At 34.5% G+C, this 14,549-nt stretch carries 16 protein-coding genes, 1 riboswitch and 1 other annotated feature; of the genes, 14 read left to right on the top strand and 2 right to left on the bottom strand.

All coding sequences use genetic code 11. The annotated features are described in order from the left end of the window. Window positions 1-169 precede the first annotated feature (169 nt). The 10 genes from ACVPPR_RS05590 to thiT all read left to right on the top strand — a co-directional run bounded on the left by ACVPPR_RS05590 (window position 170) and on the right by thiT (window position 8,988). Window positions 170-1,174 carry a rod shape-determining protein gene (locus ACVPPR_RS05590; RefSeq protein ID WP_462297481.1) on the top strand — a complete coding sequence of 335 codons (1,005 nt, stop codon included), beginning with the start codon at window positions 170-172 and terminating at the stop codon, window positions 1,172-1,174. A 99-nt stretch (window positions 1,175-1,273) separates the two neighbouring features. Then, a complete protein-coding gene (gene mreC / locus ACVPPR_RS05585; protein ID WP_462297408.1) occupies window positions 1,274-2,125 on the top strand; it encodes a rod shape-determining protein MreC in 852 nt (283 codons plus the stop codon). Window positions 2,126-2,138: 13 nt separating this feature from the next. Further along, window positions 2,139-2,660 (top strand): rod shape-determining protein MreD, encoded by a 522-nt coding sequence (mreD, locus tag ACVPPR_RS05580; RefSeq protein WP_462297409.1) that lies wholly within the window; start codon window positions 2,139-2,141, stop codon window positions 2,658-2,660. A 19-nt stretch (window positions 2,661-2,679) separates the two neighbouring features. Continuing rightward, a complete protein-coding gene (locus tag ACVPPR_RS05575; protein WP_462297410.1) occupies window positions 2,680-3,351 on the top strand; it encodes a septum site-determining protein MinC in 672 nt (223 codons plus the stop codon). A 2-nt stretch (window positions 3,352-3,353) separates the two neighbouring features. Further along, the gene (gene minD, locus ACVPPR_RS05570; RefSeq protein ID WP_462297411.1) at window positions 3,354-4,157 is read left to right on the top strand and encodes a septum site-determining protein MinD; all 804 of its coding nucleotides are present in this window, start codon (window positions 3,354-3,356) and stop codon (window positions 4,155-4,157) included. 45 nt (window positions 4,158-4,202) lie between these two features. Then, window positions 4,203-4,436 (top strand) — a binding site (T-box leader). 161 nt (window positions 4,437-4,597) lie between these two features. Then, complete coding sequence (locus ACVPPR_RS05565) at window positions 4,598-5,254, top strand: amino acid ABC transporter permease (protein ID WP_462297412.1); 657 nt, start codon at window positions 4,598-4,600, stop codon at window positions 5,252-5,254. A gap of 11 nt (window positions 5,255-5,265) precedes the next feature. Next, a complete protein-coding gene (locus ACVPPR_RS05560) occupies window positions 5,266-5,904 on the top strand; it encodes an amino acid ABC transporter ATP-binding protein (RefSeq protein ID WP_462297413.1) in 639 nt (212 codons plus the stop codon). Window positions 5,905-5,926: 22 nt separating this feature from the next. Then, a complete protein-coding gene (locus tag ACVPPR_RS05555; RefSeq protein WP_462304809.1) occupies window positions 5,927-6,769 on the top strand; it encodes an amino acid ABC transporter substrate-binding protein in 843 nt (280 codons plus the stop codon). A gap of 15 nt (window positions 6,770-6,784) precedes the next feature. After that, window positions 6,785-8,233, top strand: coding sequence for a cardiolipin synthase (gene cls, locus ACVPPR_RS05550; protein ID WP_462297414.1), 1,449 nt, complete (start codon window positions 6,785-6,787; stop codon window positions 8,231-8,233). A gap of 52 nt (window positions 8,234-8,285) precedes the next feature. After that, a riboswitch (TPP riboswitch) is annotated at window positions 8,286-8,387 on the top strand. Between the two features lie 46 nt (window positions 8,388-8,433). Then, window positions 8,434-8,988, top strand: a complete 555-nt coding sequence (gene thiT / locus ACVPPR_RS05545; protein WP_462297415.1) for an energy-coupled thiamine transporter ThiT — start codon at window positions 8,434-8,436, stop codon at window positions 8,986-8,988. Window positions 8,989-9,117: 129 nt separating this feature from the next. Here the strand turns inward: thiT and ACVPPR_RS05540 are convergent, their stop codons facing one another. Both ACVPPR_RS05540 and ACVPPR_RS05535 read right to left on the bottom strand, forming a co-directional pair. Continuing rightward, the gene (locus ACVPPR_RS05540; RefSeq protein WP_462297416.1) at window positions 9,118-9,228 is read right to left on the bottom strand and encodes a DUF4044 domain-containing protein; all 111 of its coding nucleotides are present in this window, start codon (window positions 9,226-9,228) and stop codon (window positions 9,118-9,120) included. A 63-nt stretch (window positions 9,229-9,291) separates the two neighbouring features. Beyond that, window positions 9,292-10,242: a magnesium transporter CorA family protein gene (locus tag ACVPPR_RS05535; RefSeq protein WP_462297417.1), complete on the bottom strand. Its 951-nt coding sequence runs from the start codon at window positions 10,240-10,242 to the stop codon at window positions 9,292-9,294. Between the two features lie 197 nt (window positions 10,243-10,439). Here ACVPPR_RS05535 and asnB point away from each other — a divergent pair, with 197 nt between their 5' ends. The 4 genes from asnB to mraZ all read left to right on the top strand — a co-directional run bounded on the left by asnB (window position 10,440) and on the right by mraZ (window position 14,534). Beyond that, window positions 10,440-12,326, top strand: coding sequence for an asparagine synthase (glutamine-hydrolyzing) (gene asnB / locus ACVPPR_RS05530; protein ID WP_462304808.1), 1,887 nt, complete (start codon window positions 10,440-10,442; stop codon window positions 12,324-12,326). Between the two features lie 22 nt (window positions 12,327-12,348). Further along, the gene (gene dapG, locus ACVPPR_RS05525; RefSeq protein ID WP_462303838.1) at window positions 12,349-13,548 is read left to right on the top strand and encodes an aspartate kinase; all 1,200 of its coding nucleotides are present in this window, start codon (window positions 12,349-12,351) and stop codon (window positions 13,546-13,548) included. An 11-nt stretch (window positions 13,549-13,559) separates the two neighbouring features. Further along, window positions 13,560-13,925, top strand: coding sequence for a DUF3397 family protein (locus ACVPPR_RS05520; protein WP_462297419.1), 366 nt, complete (start codon window positions 13,560-13,562; stop codon window positions 13,923-13,925). A 177-nt stretch (window positions 13,926-14,102) separates the two neighbouring features. Beyond that, on the top strand, window positions 14,103-14,534 hold the full coding sequence (gene mraZ, locus ACVPPR_RS05515; protein ID WP_462303837.1) for a division/cell wall cluster transcriptional repressor MraZ: 432 nt from the start codon (window positions 14,103-14,105) through the stop codon (window positions 14,532-14,534). The last annotated feature ends 15 nt before the right edge of the window (window positions 14,535-14,549 follow it).

The raw sequence follows: 14,549 nt of genomic DNA, 5'->3' as shown, positions 1-14,549 counted from the left end.
AATAACGTTGCGGGTTTAGGAGTAGGCAACACGCAATGATGCAATTAATTTAAGATAATCTTAATGAAATTTAGTAAGTATTGAATGAAATGTAACTTTTAATTATGATATAATATGGAAACTATGAATAAAAGCGCCTAAAAGGCTGACGATGAAGGGAAGAAAGACTGTGTTTGGATTTGGAACAAAGAATATAGGAATTGATTTAGGAACAGCTAATACAATCGTGTACGTTGAAGGAAAAGGAATTGTTTTACGTGAGCCTTCAGTCGTCGCTAAAAATGTTAAAACGGATGAAATTGTTTCTGTTGGAGAAGATGCTCGTGCAATGATCGGCCGTACACCAAGTAGCATTGTGGCTATTCGCCCAATGAAAGACGGTGTAATTGCTGATTATGACACAACAGTCGCTATGATGAAATATTACATTCAAAAAGCTTTAGGTAAATCATCAGGTAAACCTTACGTAATGGTTTGTGTCCCTAGTGGTGTGACAGAAGTTGAAAAACGTGCTGTTATTGATGCAACTCGAGTTGCAGGTGCACGTGATGCTTATGTTATTGAAGAACCATTTGCTGCTGCAGTTGGTGCTGGGTTACCAGTTATGGATCCAACGGGTAACATGGTTGTCGATATCGGTGGTGGTACAACAGATGTTGCAACAATTTCATTAGGTGGGATTGTTTCAAGTCGCTCTATTAGAATGGCCGGCGATAAATTAGATGAGTCAATTGTGTCATACATTCGTCAAAACTTTAATTTATTGATTGGTGAAAGAACAGCTGAACAATTAAAAATAGACGTGGCATCTGCCTCAGTTAAAGAAGCAGATAAGATTGAAGATACAACGATTAGGGGTCGTGATTTAATTACGGGTCTTCCTAAAACGGTAACAGTTAAGGCAACAGATATTGCAGTTGCGATTCAAGAATCAATCGTTGAAATTATCACAGCAATCAAGGAAACATTAGAAGAAACGTCTCCAGAAATCGCTGCTGATGTGATTGATCACGGTATCGTATTAACGGGTGGTGGTGCCTTATTGAAGAACTTATCAGAAGTTATCGCTGAAGTGACAAAAGTGCCCGTATTTATCGCTAATGATCCACTTGACTGTGTTGCAATTGGAACCGGTGAATCATTAAAAAGTATTGATGTCATGAAGAAGAAATAGTTCTAAAAATCACATAGATTAAAAATAAAGAGGTTGGAGTTAATTCATCCAGCCTCTTAATTTTTTAGTTAATTATAAGGCAAATGGAGGATAGCGAACATGCAGAAATTTTTTTCAAATAGAAGACTAATCATCATTTTAATTGCCATTATTGTGAGTCTTAGTTTAATTTCATTTTCAATTTCCGTTAGAAATAAAAAATCAACACCACCGCTAATTCAAGAATTTGGCAATGATGTTGTTGGTCTATTTGATAGAGCAGTTAGTTACCCTGCAAAAGGCTTAAAAGGGTCAGTTGTTGGCATATCTGATCTTTTGAATACATACCAAGAAAATCAAAAATTAAAAAAACAAGTTGATGAATTGACACAGGTTAAGGTGCAATCAGATACGGTTAGAAATGAAAATGCACAATTAAAAAAAGAGTTGAAGTTGACTAGTACGTTGACTGATTACACATCAATTAACGCCTCTGTCTTAACCCGATTACCTTCTGGTTGGTTGAACCAACTTGTTATCAGCAAAGGTAGTGCATCAGGCGTTAAGAAGAATGCGCCAGTAATGGCTGGTTCTGGCTTGATAGGTCGTGTTACTGAAGTCAATAAAACGAATAGTAAGGTTGAGTTGATATCAACCACGAATGATTCTGTGGATAGATTCGCGGTACAAGTAACCAACTCAAGTGGTGCGATTGTTAATGGGTTAATTACTGGCTATGATAAAACAGATAGTCTTTTAACTATGGGGCAAATTACGTCTAAAAAAGCCTTGAAAAAGGGTGATGCAGTTGTCACATCTGGTCTTGGCGGGACAACACCAAAGGGGTTAAATATTGGTGTTGTTTCTAAAATTGAAAAAGGCGATTATGGGCTTGCATCAAAAATTTATATCAAGCCAGCAGCTGATTTGAGTGATTTAACTGTTGTGACAGTTGCTCAGACGTTAGATTAAAGGTGATGGATAGATGATAAATAAAAATAAACAGTACATTTTCCCTGTAGGACTTATTATTTCCTTTTTCTTGGATGGGACGATACAGTTTGCTTTTTCAGCACAATTGGAATCGCAAACAACAATTATGGTTAGTCATTTACTCTTGTTGTGGTTAATAATGGGGGTATTTTACTCAGATAATAAGCATCTAGAGTTATGGGCATTTGGTATTGGATGGGCATTTGACAGTTATTACGCGGGTATTCTAGGAATCTATATGATTCTTTTACCCTTAATTGTTTATTTAACTAAAATTGCATATCAATATTTTGAACCCTCATTCATTGTTTTATTACTCATTTATTTTATTGATTTAACGGTTTTAGAAGTCTCATATTATAGTATCAATGAAATGATTGGATTTGCGAATGAGTCGGTAACAACGTTTATTAGTACTTCGTTTGGACCAACTTTAGCATTCAATCTGGTACTATTTGTTATTTTGTACTATCCAATATCGAAATTAATGAACTCAGGTAATCGATACAATTAAGATTCAGGGGTGAACATAGATGCAGAGTGTTATTTTAAAAGGATATAAAGATGGTTATGAAATCATTCTTAAACAGGATTTTGGTTTCGATAAGATTTTGGGTGAACTTAGAGAATTATTTGATAATTTGAATGCTGAAAAGAAAAATACTGACGATACGATTATTTCGTTTGATATTAAAACTGAAAATCGATTGTTTACGGCAGAAGAAAAGCAAAGAATTGAAAAAATTATTTCTGAGTATCATAACTTTAAAGTACACAAAATCGAATCTAAAGTAATGACTATAGAAGATGCTAACATTTTGAAAGAAAATGAGAACGTTCATCTTTGTTATCGAACTATTCGGAGTGGTCAAATTGTTGATTTAAAAGGTGATGTGCTCTTTTTAGGTAAATTACATCAAGGTGGTCAATTGCGAGCTGCTGGTAATATTTTTGTTATGGGCGAAGTTCAAGGTATCATTCATGCTGGATTTGAAAATAATACAGACAGTATTATTGTGGGTGATGTTTCAGCTGCTTCCCAAGTTAGAATTGGTGAATTAGTGGATATTATAGATGATGAAAAGGTGACAAATAGTCAGGATACGGTAATCTATGTGAATGATTTACATATTATTGATTACGGTACTCGGAATGAATTAAAGTCACTTCGACCAAAATTATTTAATCATGCGGGAGGATATTAGAGATGGGAAAAGCGATTGTTGTAACATCTGGTAAGGGTGGCGTTGGTAAAACAACGTCATCTGCGAATATTGGAACTGCATTAGCACTTCTTGAAAAAAAAGTTGTTTTAATGGATTTGGATATTGGATTACGGAATTTAGACGTTGTCTTAGGCCTTGATAACCGTATCTTATTTGATATTGTAGATGTGGCTGAAGGCCGGGCCCGATTACATCAGGCTTTAATTAAGGATAAGAGATTCAATGAATATTTATACTTATTACCTGCAGCACAAAATACTGATAAGTCAGCTTTAGTTCCTGAACAGGTAAAAGCAATTGTTGACGAATTAAAAAAAGAATTTGACTATGTGATTATTGATTGTCCTGCTGGGATTGAACAAGGCTTTATGAATGCTGTTGCTGGAGCAGATATGGCTATTATTGTAACAACGCCTGAAATTTCTGCGGTTCGGGATGCAGATCGTGTTGTTGGTCTGTTAGAACAAAATCCATTACTTGAACAACCCAAATTAATTATTAATCGTATTCGTCGTCAGATGATGCAAGATGGTCAAGCAATGGATGTTGATGAAATTACGCGTCATTTGTCAATTGATTTATTAGGAATTATTGTGGATGATGATGCGGTTATTAGTACGTCTAACCATGGTGAACCAATTGTCTTAGATTCTAAAAATCCAGCTGGATTAGGCTATCGCAATATCGCACGTCGCCTACTCGGTGAAACAGTCCCATTAATGACGATAAAACAGCCACAAAAAGGTTTCTGGAAAAAAGTAGGATCATGGTTTAAAAAAGACTAGCCTCTTGACACGGTTAATGTTTGTGTGCTAAGTTGTTATCAATTAAGAAAAACGTTGAACAGAAGATTAAGACTTGAGTAAACTTTTAAAGAGAGTATCGTTTGCTGGGAAGATACAGTTTTCAAGTCTGAAACACATCTGCGAGTTGATTTCCTCAACTAGTTAACTAGGGAAGTTCGGGATAAGCCCGTTATAGCTGTAGTTTAATAAACTCGTTGAGATTAGATTCGTGAGAATTTAGTGAAGCTTGAGGTGGTACCGCGACTTGTCGCCCTCTATAGTCAATTTTGACTATAGAGTTTTTTTAGTTACTTTTATTAATCTACATAAGTTATTTTTCGTGAGAAAAATATAAATTTGAGGTGGCACCACGGTTATCGTCCTCTTGAGTCAATTTGACTTGAGAGGATTTTTTTATTTAATTAAAAGGAGATTATTCAATGACTTATATATTAGAAATTTTACCTTCATTATTAGATGGTGCTAAATTAACGTTGGAAATATTTTTTTGGACGATTATTGGTTCAATTCCGCTTGGTTTAATTGTTGGGTTAGGTTTGATTTCAAAAATAAAACCAATTAAATATTTTTTGAATTTTTATGTTTGGTTAATGCGAGGAACGCCATTATTACTACAATTAATTTTTGTCTTTTACGGGTTGCCTACGTTACAACAATTTCATATTCATATCGTATTTGGTCGATATGACGCTGCATTATTCGCATTTATTTTAAATTATGGTGCTTACTTCGCTGAAATTTTCAGAGGGGGATTGCAATCAATTCCTAAGGGACAATATGAGAGTGCAAAAGTTCTACGTCTCTCATATTGGCAAACAATTCGCACAATTGTGGTTCCACAAGTCTTTAAAATTGTTTTACCATCAATTGGGAATGAAATTATTAATTTAGTGAAAGATTCGAGTTTGGTTTATGTTATTGGACTAGGTGATTTATTGAGAGCGGGGAATGTTGCGACAAGTCGAGATGTGACACTTGTACCGTTACTTATGGTTGGAGCAATCTATCTGTTATTAACAGCTATCTTCACACTTATCTTAAAGAAAATTGAAAAACATTATAGTTATTACAAATAAGGAGTGATTCTATGCTAGAACTAAAAAATCTGACAAAGTATTATGGAAAACGATTGATTTTAGATGATATTAATTTAACAGTTAACGATGGCGAAATTGTGAGTATCGTTGGGCCATCTGGTGGTGGTAAAACGACATTATTACGATGTATTAGTGGGTTAGAATCAATCGATTCTGGAGAAATTTTGATTGATGCGTCACCATTTGATCCGTACCGTAATAATACTAATGAAAGTGTTATAGGGGTTGTTTTCCAAGAATTTCAACTGTTTCCGCATCTTTCAGTGCTAGATAATATAACATTAGCACCGAAAATGGTTTTAAAGACTCATAAGGTGCAAGCTGAAGAAGAGGCACAAAAATTATTGGATCGTTTGTCACTAGGAAACAAGGGACAACTGTATCCTTATCAACTTTCAGGTGGACAGAAACAACGAGTTGCCATTGCACGCGCATTAGCAATGAAACCCAAAATTCTATGTTATGATGAGCCAACTTCGGCACTAGATCCAGCGCTACGCCAAGAAGTAGAAGATATGATATTATCATTGAAAGCTGATGGGATGACTCAGATTGTGGTTACACATGATGTGCCATTTGCTGAAAATATTGCGGATAAATTGTTAAAAGTAAAACCGCTTGAAGATTAGAGGATAACAAATGACTCAATTAATGAAAAAAATTATTTTTCTTATGCTATTCATGTTACTCTTTGTGGGATTAGCAGGATGTAGTAAAGCTGGAACAAAAAATAATAACCAAACAATGAATACAACTGATAGTTGGAAAGCAATTCAAAAAAAAGGGACTGTCGTTATTGGAATTGATGACAGCTTTGTGCCGATGACCTTTAGACAAAAAGATGGCAAATTAGTGGGATATGATGTTGATTTAGCTAAAAAAGTCTTTAAAAAATATGGACTCAAAGTTGATTTTCAAACGATTGATTGGTCTATGAAAGAAACTGAACTAAAAAATGGCACAATTGATTTAATCTGGAATGGGTACACAAAAACGACGGCACGTGCTAAAACGGTTGCGTTTAGTCGAACTTATTTAACTAATAAACAAGTATTAGTGACAAAAAAAGCCAGCAAAATTACGTCATTTGCTAAAATGCAGCATAAAATATTGGGTGTTCAAAGTGGATCTGCTGGATTTGATAGTTTAAATTTGCATCCGCGTATTTTAAAAGATACAATTCAAAATAAGGAACCTGTTCAATATGATTCATTTGATAATGCATTTATTGATTTGAACGCTGACCGTATTCAAGGCCTTTTAATTGATGATGTTTACGCGAGCTATTTTATTAAACATCAAGCAGACTCAGATGCATATAACGTGATTGATGGCAAATTCAAAACTGAAGATTTTGCTGTTGGTATGAGAAAATCGGATAAAACAATGCGATTAAAGATTAATGCAGCAATCACTGACCTACAAAAAAGGGGTCAACTAGAAAAAATAAATCAAAAATGGTTTGGTAAGAACACAACTGTTCAGAATAATTAATTTCGGAGGAACCAGATGACATATGTAAATATTGCCGTATTACTTGTTTTTGTATTGAACTCACTAGCTGCAATCGTGACCGTTTTTAGAGAAAAACGGGATATTGCTGCAACCTGGGCATGGCTACTGGTATTGACAATTATTCCTATCTTCGGCTTTTTAATTTATCTTTTTGTGGGAAAGAAAATTTCTAAAGAAAAGATATTTGATATTAAAACCCAAGGTCATATGGGTGTTGATCAGTTAGTCGATAGGCAAAAGCAAGAATGGGCTAGAGGAGAACTAACCACGAGTGGTAAATTTACCGATGATGTGAATGAAATTATGCACATGTTTTTAGAAATAGATAAATCGATTTTAACAAAAAAGAATGATGTTCGATTATTGACTAATGGTCATGATAAATTTGAAGCATTATTTAAAGATATTCGTGAAGCTAAACATCATATTCATGTTGAATATTACACCATTGAAGATGGTCGCATCGGGAATGAATTGTTAACATTACTTGAGGCTAAAGTTAGTGAAGGCCTTGAGGTTAGAGTTATTTATGATGCACTAGGGTCAAAAGGGACAACGAAAAAGTTTTTCAAACATTTTGAAGAACTAGGTGGGAAAGCAGAAGCCTTTTTTGGGTCGCGTTTTTCATTTTCAGATTTTCGATTGAACTTCAGAGATCATAGGAAAATTGTTGTCATCGACGGTAAGATTGGGTATATCGGTGGTTTTAATGTTGGTGATCAGTACTTAGGCGAGAGTGAAAAGTTTGGCAATTGGCGTGATACACATATGCGTATTTTTGGAAGCTCAGTTAACTCAATGCAAAGTCGATTCATTATGGATTGGAATGCAACTGCAAGAAACGACCAAATTAATTATCGCTCAATTTATTTTCCTAAAACGGAATCTAAGGGTAAAGTGAATATACAAATTGTATCCAGTGGACCTGATTCGGAAATTGAACAAATTAAAAAAGGTTATATTAAGTTAATTAATTCAGCTAAAAAATATATTTATATTCAAACACCATATTTAATTCCGGATGATTCCGTTATGGAAGCATTGGACATTGCCGTATCGTCTGGTGTTCAGGTTAGAATTATGGTGCCTTCGATGCCAGATCATGCATTTGTTTATCGTGCGACACAATATTATGCGAAAGATTTAACAAATATAGGCGCGGAAATATACCAATATAATAATGGGTTTTTGCATGCAAAAACAGTTGTAATTGATGATATGGTTGCTTCTGTAGGCTCGGCCAATTTTGATTTTAGAAGTTTTAAATTAAATTTTGAAGCTAATGCATTTATTTACGATGCAGATGTCGCTATTTTACTTAAAAATATTTTTGAAATTGATATGGAACAAAGTGATCTCTTGACGAAGAAGTATTTCAATGATCAATCTTATTGGTTGAAGTTTAAACAACAGTTTTCAAGACTACTTTCACCTATTTTATAATAATGAAAACGTTTGACATTTGTGGAGTTGTATGTGATATTATTAATTGGAGACCAACACAAAGGGGAGCCAGATATTTGGCTGAGAGTGAAGAAATTCAGACCCTTGGAACCTGTTTGTTAATGCAAACGTAGGAATTGTGTGTAGAAGATTAACACCTTCTTTGTGCTTGGTTTACTAAGTCAAAGGAGGTTTTTTTGTTGGAAAGAAAAAGATTATTAATTTTGCTAGAAGGGGTCATTATGGCCGCTTTAGCAATGGCACTGTCGTTTGTACCTAATCCACCGAACATTGATATTGCACTGGGTATTTTACCTATTGTGGTGTACAGTTTAAGGCGTGGTTTGAAAATGGGGTTAATCATTGGATTATTATATGGGACTTTACCTATTTTAATCGGAACAGCTTATGTTTTAACACCCGTTCAGGCTATTTTAGAATATCCTGTTGCTAATTTTGTGTTAGGATTTGCTGGATTGTTCTCAACTCGCTTTTTGGGTCAATTACGGGCAAAAAATATGCGAGGTGCGTTACAAGCACTAACTTGTGCCATTTTACTGGCTGTCTTTTTAAAATATTTTGCTCATTTCGTGGCGGGCATTATTTTTTGGTCAAAATATGTACAGTGGGGATTGTCACCAGTTGTGTATTCAGTCGTTATTAATGGTGGAAGTATGATCGTTAACATGATTATTGCGATGTTAATTCTTAGTGTTATGCTTAAAAAAAGTCCAGGAATTTTTCTTGATAAATAATGATTAAAGTGAAAGACGGATACTATTATCCGTCTTTTTTTATACAATAAATGACTTGTTAACCGTAAATTTTAGACAAAAAAATTCACGACATATTTCAGCCGTGAATTTTCAATCATTTTCATCTTATTAAGCAATTGACATAACTGCGGTTAAAACAACGCCACCGACTGTTACGAGAATCATTAACCACACGACAACCATCGTGATTTTTTGGAACGTAGATTTCTGTTTTTTCATGATTTACACAACCTCTCAAATCTAATAGTGTAACTATAACTTTTTTGATAGTCATATGTCAACTTAAAAATAGTCGTTTTTCTTTAAATAATAAGCGGTTAATAGGCAGATAATAAGGGTTATTAACTGTAACCACCAGAATGAAAATGAAATGTTTGCACCAGGAAGTTTAACGTTCATACCATACATCCCACCCATAATGGTTGGAATCGTTAATATAATTGTCATAGATGTTAAAACCTTCATAACAATATTCAGATTATTTGAGATAACAGATGACACCATTTCACCATAATTATCTAAAATTTTAGTTTGAATACTTGTCATGGTTTCAGCTTGTTGATTTTCAATTAGGACATCTGTAAGTAAATCATCCGTGGCTTTTTGTTTGAAATGTTCGTTTGAATCAGCCATTGATTTTAGGACGGGATTATTTTTTGTAAGTGCTGCGTCAAAATAAACTAAACTTTTTTGCATGGACATCATTTGATAATATTGTTCATTTTTGGTTGCTTTAGCAAGTGTTTTTTCGAGATTTTCAGTTTCTTGAATGATGTTATTCAGTGCAAATACAAAGTTTTGTGATAAATACCAAAGTAACTTTAAAGTGAATTGATCAGATGTCGTTGTTTTAATTTTGTGAATGGGACTATCTGAAATAAACTCATTGATAAAGTCGGGAACACTATTTGATATCGTAATGATAGCATCATCTGCTAAAACGATTGAAAAGGGAAATGTTTGATATTCTAAGTAGCCTAATGAATTTCGAACACGATGGGGATATTGCATTAGGACTAAGTCGGGAACGACGTTTTGAGATAATCCTTCAGTTCTTGAATTTTCTTGATCATCTAAAACCGCAGTGACATAATCTCTGGGCATGGCATGTTCGCTAACAAGTTCATCGATTTCGGCGTCAGAAGGGTTAGTGACATTAATCCAGCAAAGTTTGCTATATTCTTTTATTTTTTCAATTTTTCCTGATTCAGTTGATTTGTAATATTCTATCAATTATAAAGACTCCTTTATTCGTGATTCCAGTACTCAGTATATCAAATTTTTAAAGCTTTCGTTAATTCAGACATCTAGTTGTTAAGATTACCCCAAATACGCTATAATGAAAAGCATAACGATAACCTAAATTGAAATATATTGTAGAAACATCTATAATATAAGACATTGATTTTATGAAAATGAGGGATGAATATATGTGTGGATTTGCAGGCGTATTAAGTGACAGACATAAAAATACAGACAAAGATTATGACAAAATTGTTCATAATATGACAAAAATGATTGTCCATCGTGGACCTGATGATTCAGGCTATTTTAGTGACGATGATATTACAATGGGCTTTAGACGATTAAGTATTATTGATATAGAAGGTGGACACCAACCCCTTTCATATGAAAATGAACGTTATTGGTTAACATTCAATGGTGAAATCTATAATTATATTGAATTACGTGAAGCCTTAATTGCTGATGGCTATGAATTTAAAACAGATTCTGATTCAGAAGTTATTCTTGGTATGTATGCTAAATATGGGGCAGAAGCGGTTAAACAATTCCGTGGAATGTTTGGATTTGTTATTTGGGATACACAAGAAAAAACGCTTTTTGCAGCGCGTGATCAATTTGGAATTAAACCATTTTATTATGCGACAGCTGATGATAGCTTCTATTATGGTTCTGAAAGTAAAGCTATTTACAAAGTATTAAAAAATAAGACATTTGATAAAGATGCGCTTCAAGATTATATGACCTTTCAATTTGTACCAGAACCAGAAACGTTAACTAAAGAAATTGATATGTTACAACCAGGCCACTATTTAACTAAAAAAATGGGCGAAAAACCAGTTGTAACACAATACTTTTCTGCTGAATTTCATCCAGTAGTTCGGCCAGAAGAAACGTATATTAAACGGATTAAAGACGTTTTAATTGATTCTGTTGAAAAACATATGCGTGCTGATGTGCCAGTTGGGTCATTTTTATCAGGTGGGATTGATTCATCTATTATTGTTGCCATTGCTAAAGAATTGAATCCAAATTTGGAAACTATTTCAGTTGGATTTGAACGTGAAGGTTATAGTGAATTGGATGTTGCACAAGAAACTGCCGAGAAATTAGACGTTGCTAACTTTAGTTCTGTTATTACGCCTGAAGCGTTTATGAAGGCCTTTCCACATTTCATCTGGAATATGGATGATCCCTTGGCTGATCCGGCTGCTGTGCCTCAATATTTCCTTGCCAAAGAAGCTAGAACACGTGTGAAGGTTGCTTTGACAGGTGAAGGTGCCGATGAATTATTTGGTGGGTATACAATTTATCATGAACCAGAATCATTAAAAGGGTTTAAATATACAAAACCAATTAATGGTGCGTTGAACAAAATTGCCCAAATGATGCCCAAAGGAATGCGTGGACAAAGTTTCCTTCTTCGTGGGACAACACCAATGGAAGATCGCTATGTGGGTAATGCGTTTATCTTTAATGAAAAAGAAAAACAAGCCTTCTTTAAAGATTACAATAAAAGCCATCCTTTCCAAAGTATTACTGGCCAATATTATGATGCATCAAAAGATTACAATAAAATTGATCAAATGCAATTTATTGATATGCATACTTGGTTAAATGGTGATTTATTGCATAATGCTGATCGAACAACGATGGCACATAGTATTGAATTAAGAACGCCATTTTTGGATAAAGAAGTTTTTGCAGTTGCTTCAGAAGTACCTGCAGATTTAAGAATTGCACATGGTACAACGAAATATATTTTGCGTAAAGCGGCTGAAGGAATTGTTCCTGATCACGTTTTAAATCGTAAAAAATTGGGCTTCCCTGTGCCAATTCGTTTCTGGTTAAAAGAAGAAATGTATGATTGGGCTAAACAAATCATCAATGATTCTCAAACAGATGAATTTTTTAATAAACAATATTTCTTAGATTTATTGGATGAACATCGTGATGGCGTTCGAGATAACTCTAGAAAAATATGGACTGTTTTAACGTTTATGGTCTGGCATCGAATTTACGTTGAAAGTGATATGTTAGTAGATAGCGAAACAATGACAGAGAAAGCTAAATAATAAATAGTGGGAGTTCAAAATAATGACAATTATGGTTCAGAAATTTGGTGGCACCTCGGTTCAAGATGACGAGTCAAGGCGTGCTGCCTTGAAACACGTAAAGTATGCAGTCGATAAAGGGTACCAAGTAATTGTCGTTGTTTCTGCAATTGGGCGTCAAGGGGCTCCTTATGCAACCGATTCATTATTAGGACTTGTCGATGGCGAACAATCGTTACTTTCAAATAGAGAGCTTGATATGATTGTTTCTGTTGGTGAAACTATTTCTGCTGCAGTTTTTTCTGAATTGTTGAATAAAGAAGGTATTAAAGCAGCTGCTTTGACTGGACAAGATGCTGGTGTTGAGACAAATGATGACTTCCAGAATGCTAAAGTGATTAATATCAATACTGATTTAATTGATGCTGCATTCAACGATGCTGATGTTTTAGTTGTAACCGGATTTCAAGGGGCTACGAGCCAAGGTCAAACGACGACAATCGGACGTGGTGGAAGTGATACAACGGCAGCCTTACTTGGAGCAGCGTTAAATGCTGAACGTGTTGATATCTTTACTGACGTTTCAGGGATGATGACGGCTGATCCTAGATTAGTTTCAAAAGCTAAATTTCTTAAAACCGTTAGTTATGAAGAAGTGGCCAATATGGCTCATGAAGGCGCAAAGGTTATCCATCCGCGTGCCGTAGAAATTGCCCAACAAGCTCACGTGCCTGTTCGAATTCGGTCAACTTGGCAAGGGCCTGAAGAAATGGGAACGCTTGTTACGGATCGTAATTTAGGCGTTAAACATTACCGAAGTGTAACCGGAATTGCTCATGTAACGGGGTTAACACAATTTACGATTGAAACAGCTAACCATACTGCTAAAGATGTTTTCAATTTAATGGCAGATAATAATTTGAGTGTTGATTTCATTAATATCTCACCTGGTAAAGTTGTTTTTAATTTATTTAGTGATGATGAAACAAAAGCAAAACAATTATTAGCAGATGCTAAAATGTCTGTTTCAATCCTTAATAATTGTGCAAAAGTGTCAATCGTAGGTGCTGGTATGACAGGGACTCCTGGTGTCACATCAAAAATTGTGACAGTATTAGATGAACATCATATTAATATTCTTCAAACGACTGATAGTTATACGACAATTTGGATTTTGGTTCAACAAGACGATTTGAAAACTGCCGTTAATGCGTTACATGACGTCTTTTTAAACACGATCTAAAGGAGTACTTTATGAAACTCTTAACTTTTTTTGGAACTTGGTATGGGTCAATTATTTTAGTCGTTAGTTACCTTTTAATTTTATTGTTACTTAAACGTATCTTACGAAAGTATTGGCCTAAAAGGCTAAAAATTGTTGACTTCTTACCACCACTACTTCTCTTGTTAACACATCTGTTATCAGTACAAGAATATAATTTATCACTTGTACCATTTGTCATACTGGCTTGGTGTCTAATTGGTATTGCTAGTGCATTGATGTTTGCGTATCGAGATGGGGAATTGATTTATGCCAAATTTTTCACAGTTATCTGGAAAATCACTGACATTTATATGATTCTTTGGTATCTTATTGTGTTAACAATGATTTTAATTTAATATTACTTGCCCCACCTTAATTATTTTAAATAAGATGTTTAAATCACTTAACCTAAAAGGGTTGAGTGATTTTTTTTATCTATAATACTTTGAAAATATAATGTTTTGAAATTAGGTGGTGGAATGTGGGGCATTGTGGTAAAATTTAAATAGTTACTACGAAGGGGGGCGTGCACAATGTTTATGGGTGAATTTAAACACACATTGGATGCCAAAGGCAGATTAATTATTCCAGCTAAGTTCCGTGAGGAATTAGGTGAAAAGTTTGTTGTTACGCGTGGTATGGATGGTTGTTTGTTTGGATACACACAAGCTGAGTGGACGCTCCTAGAAGAAAAAATAAAAGCACTTCCTTTAACAAAAAAAGATGCCCGTGCTTTTGTGAGATTTTTGTATTCAGCAGCAACAGAATGCGAGTTCGATAAACAAGGTCGGATTAATATTCCCGTTCCTTTGAGGACCCATGCTAATTTAGAAAAGAAATGTGTCTTAGTTGGGGTTTCAAATCGCTTTGAAATATGGAGTGAGGAACGTTGGGCTAGTTTCTCAGAAAATGCAGCAGAAAACTTGGATGAAATTGCAGAAAATATGATTGATTTTGGTTTTTAAATAATGGTATGAAAG

The organism is Dellaglioa sp. L3N (assembly GCF_054941095.1).
This window is presented reverse-complemented; position numbering and strand designations above follow the sequence as displayed.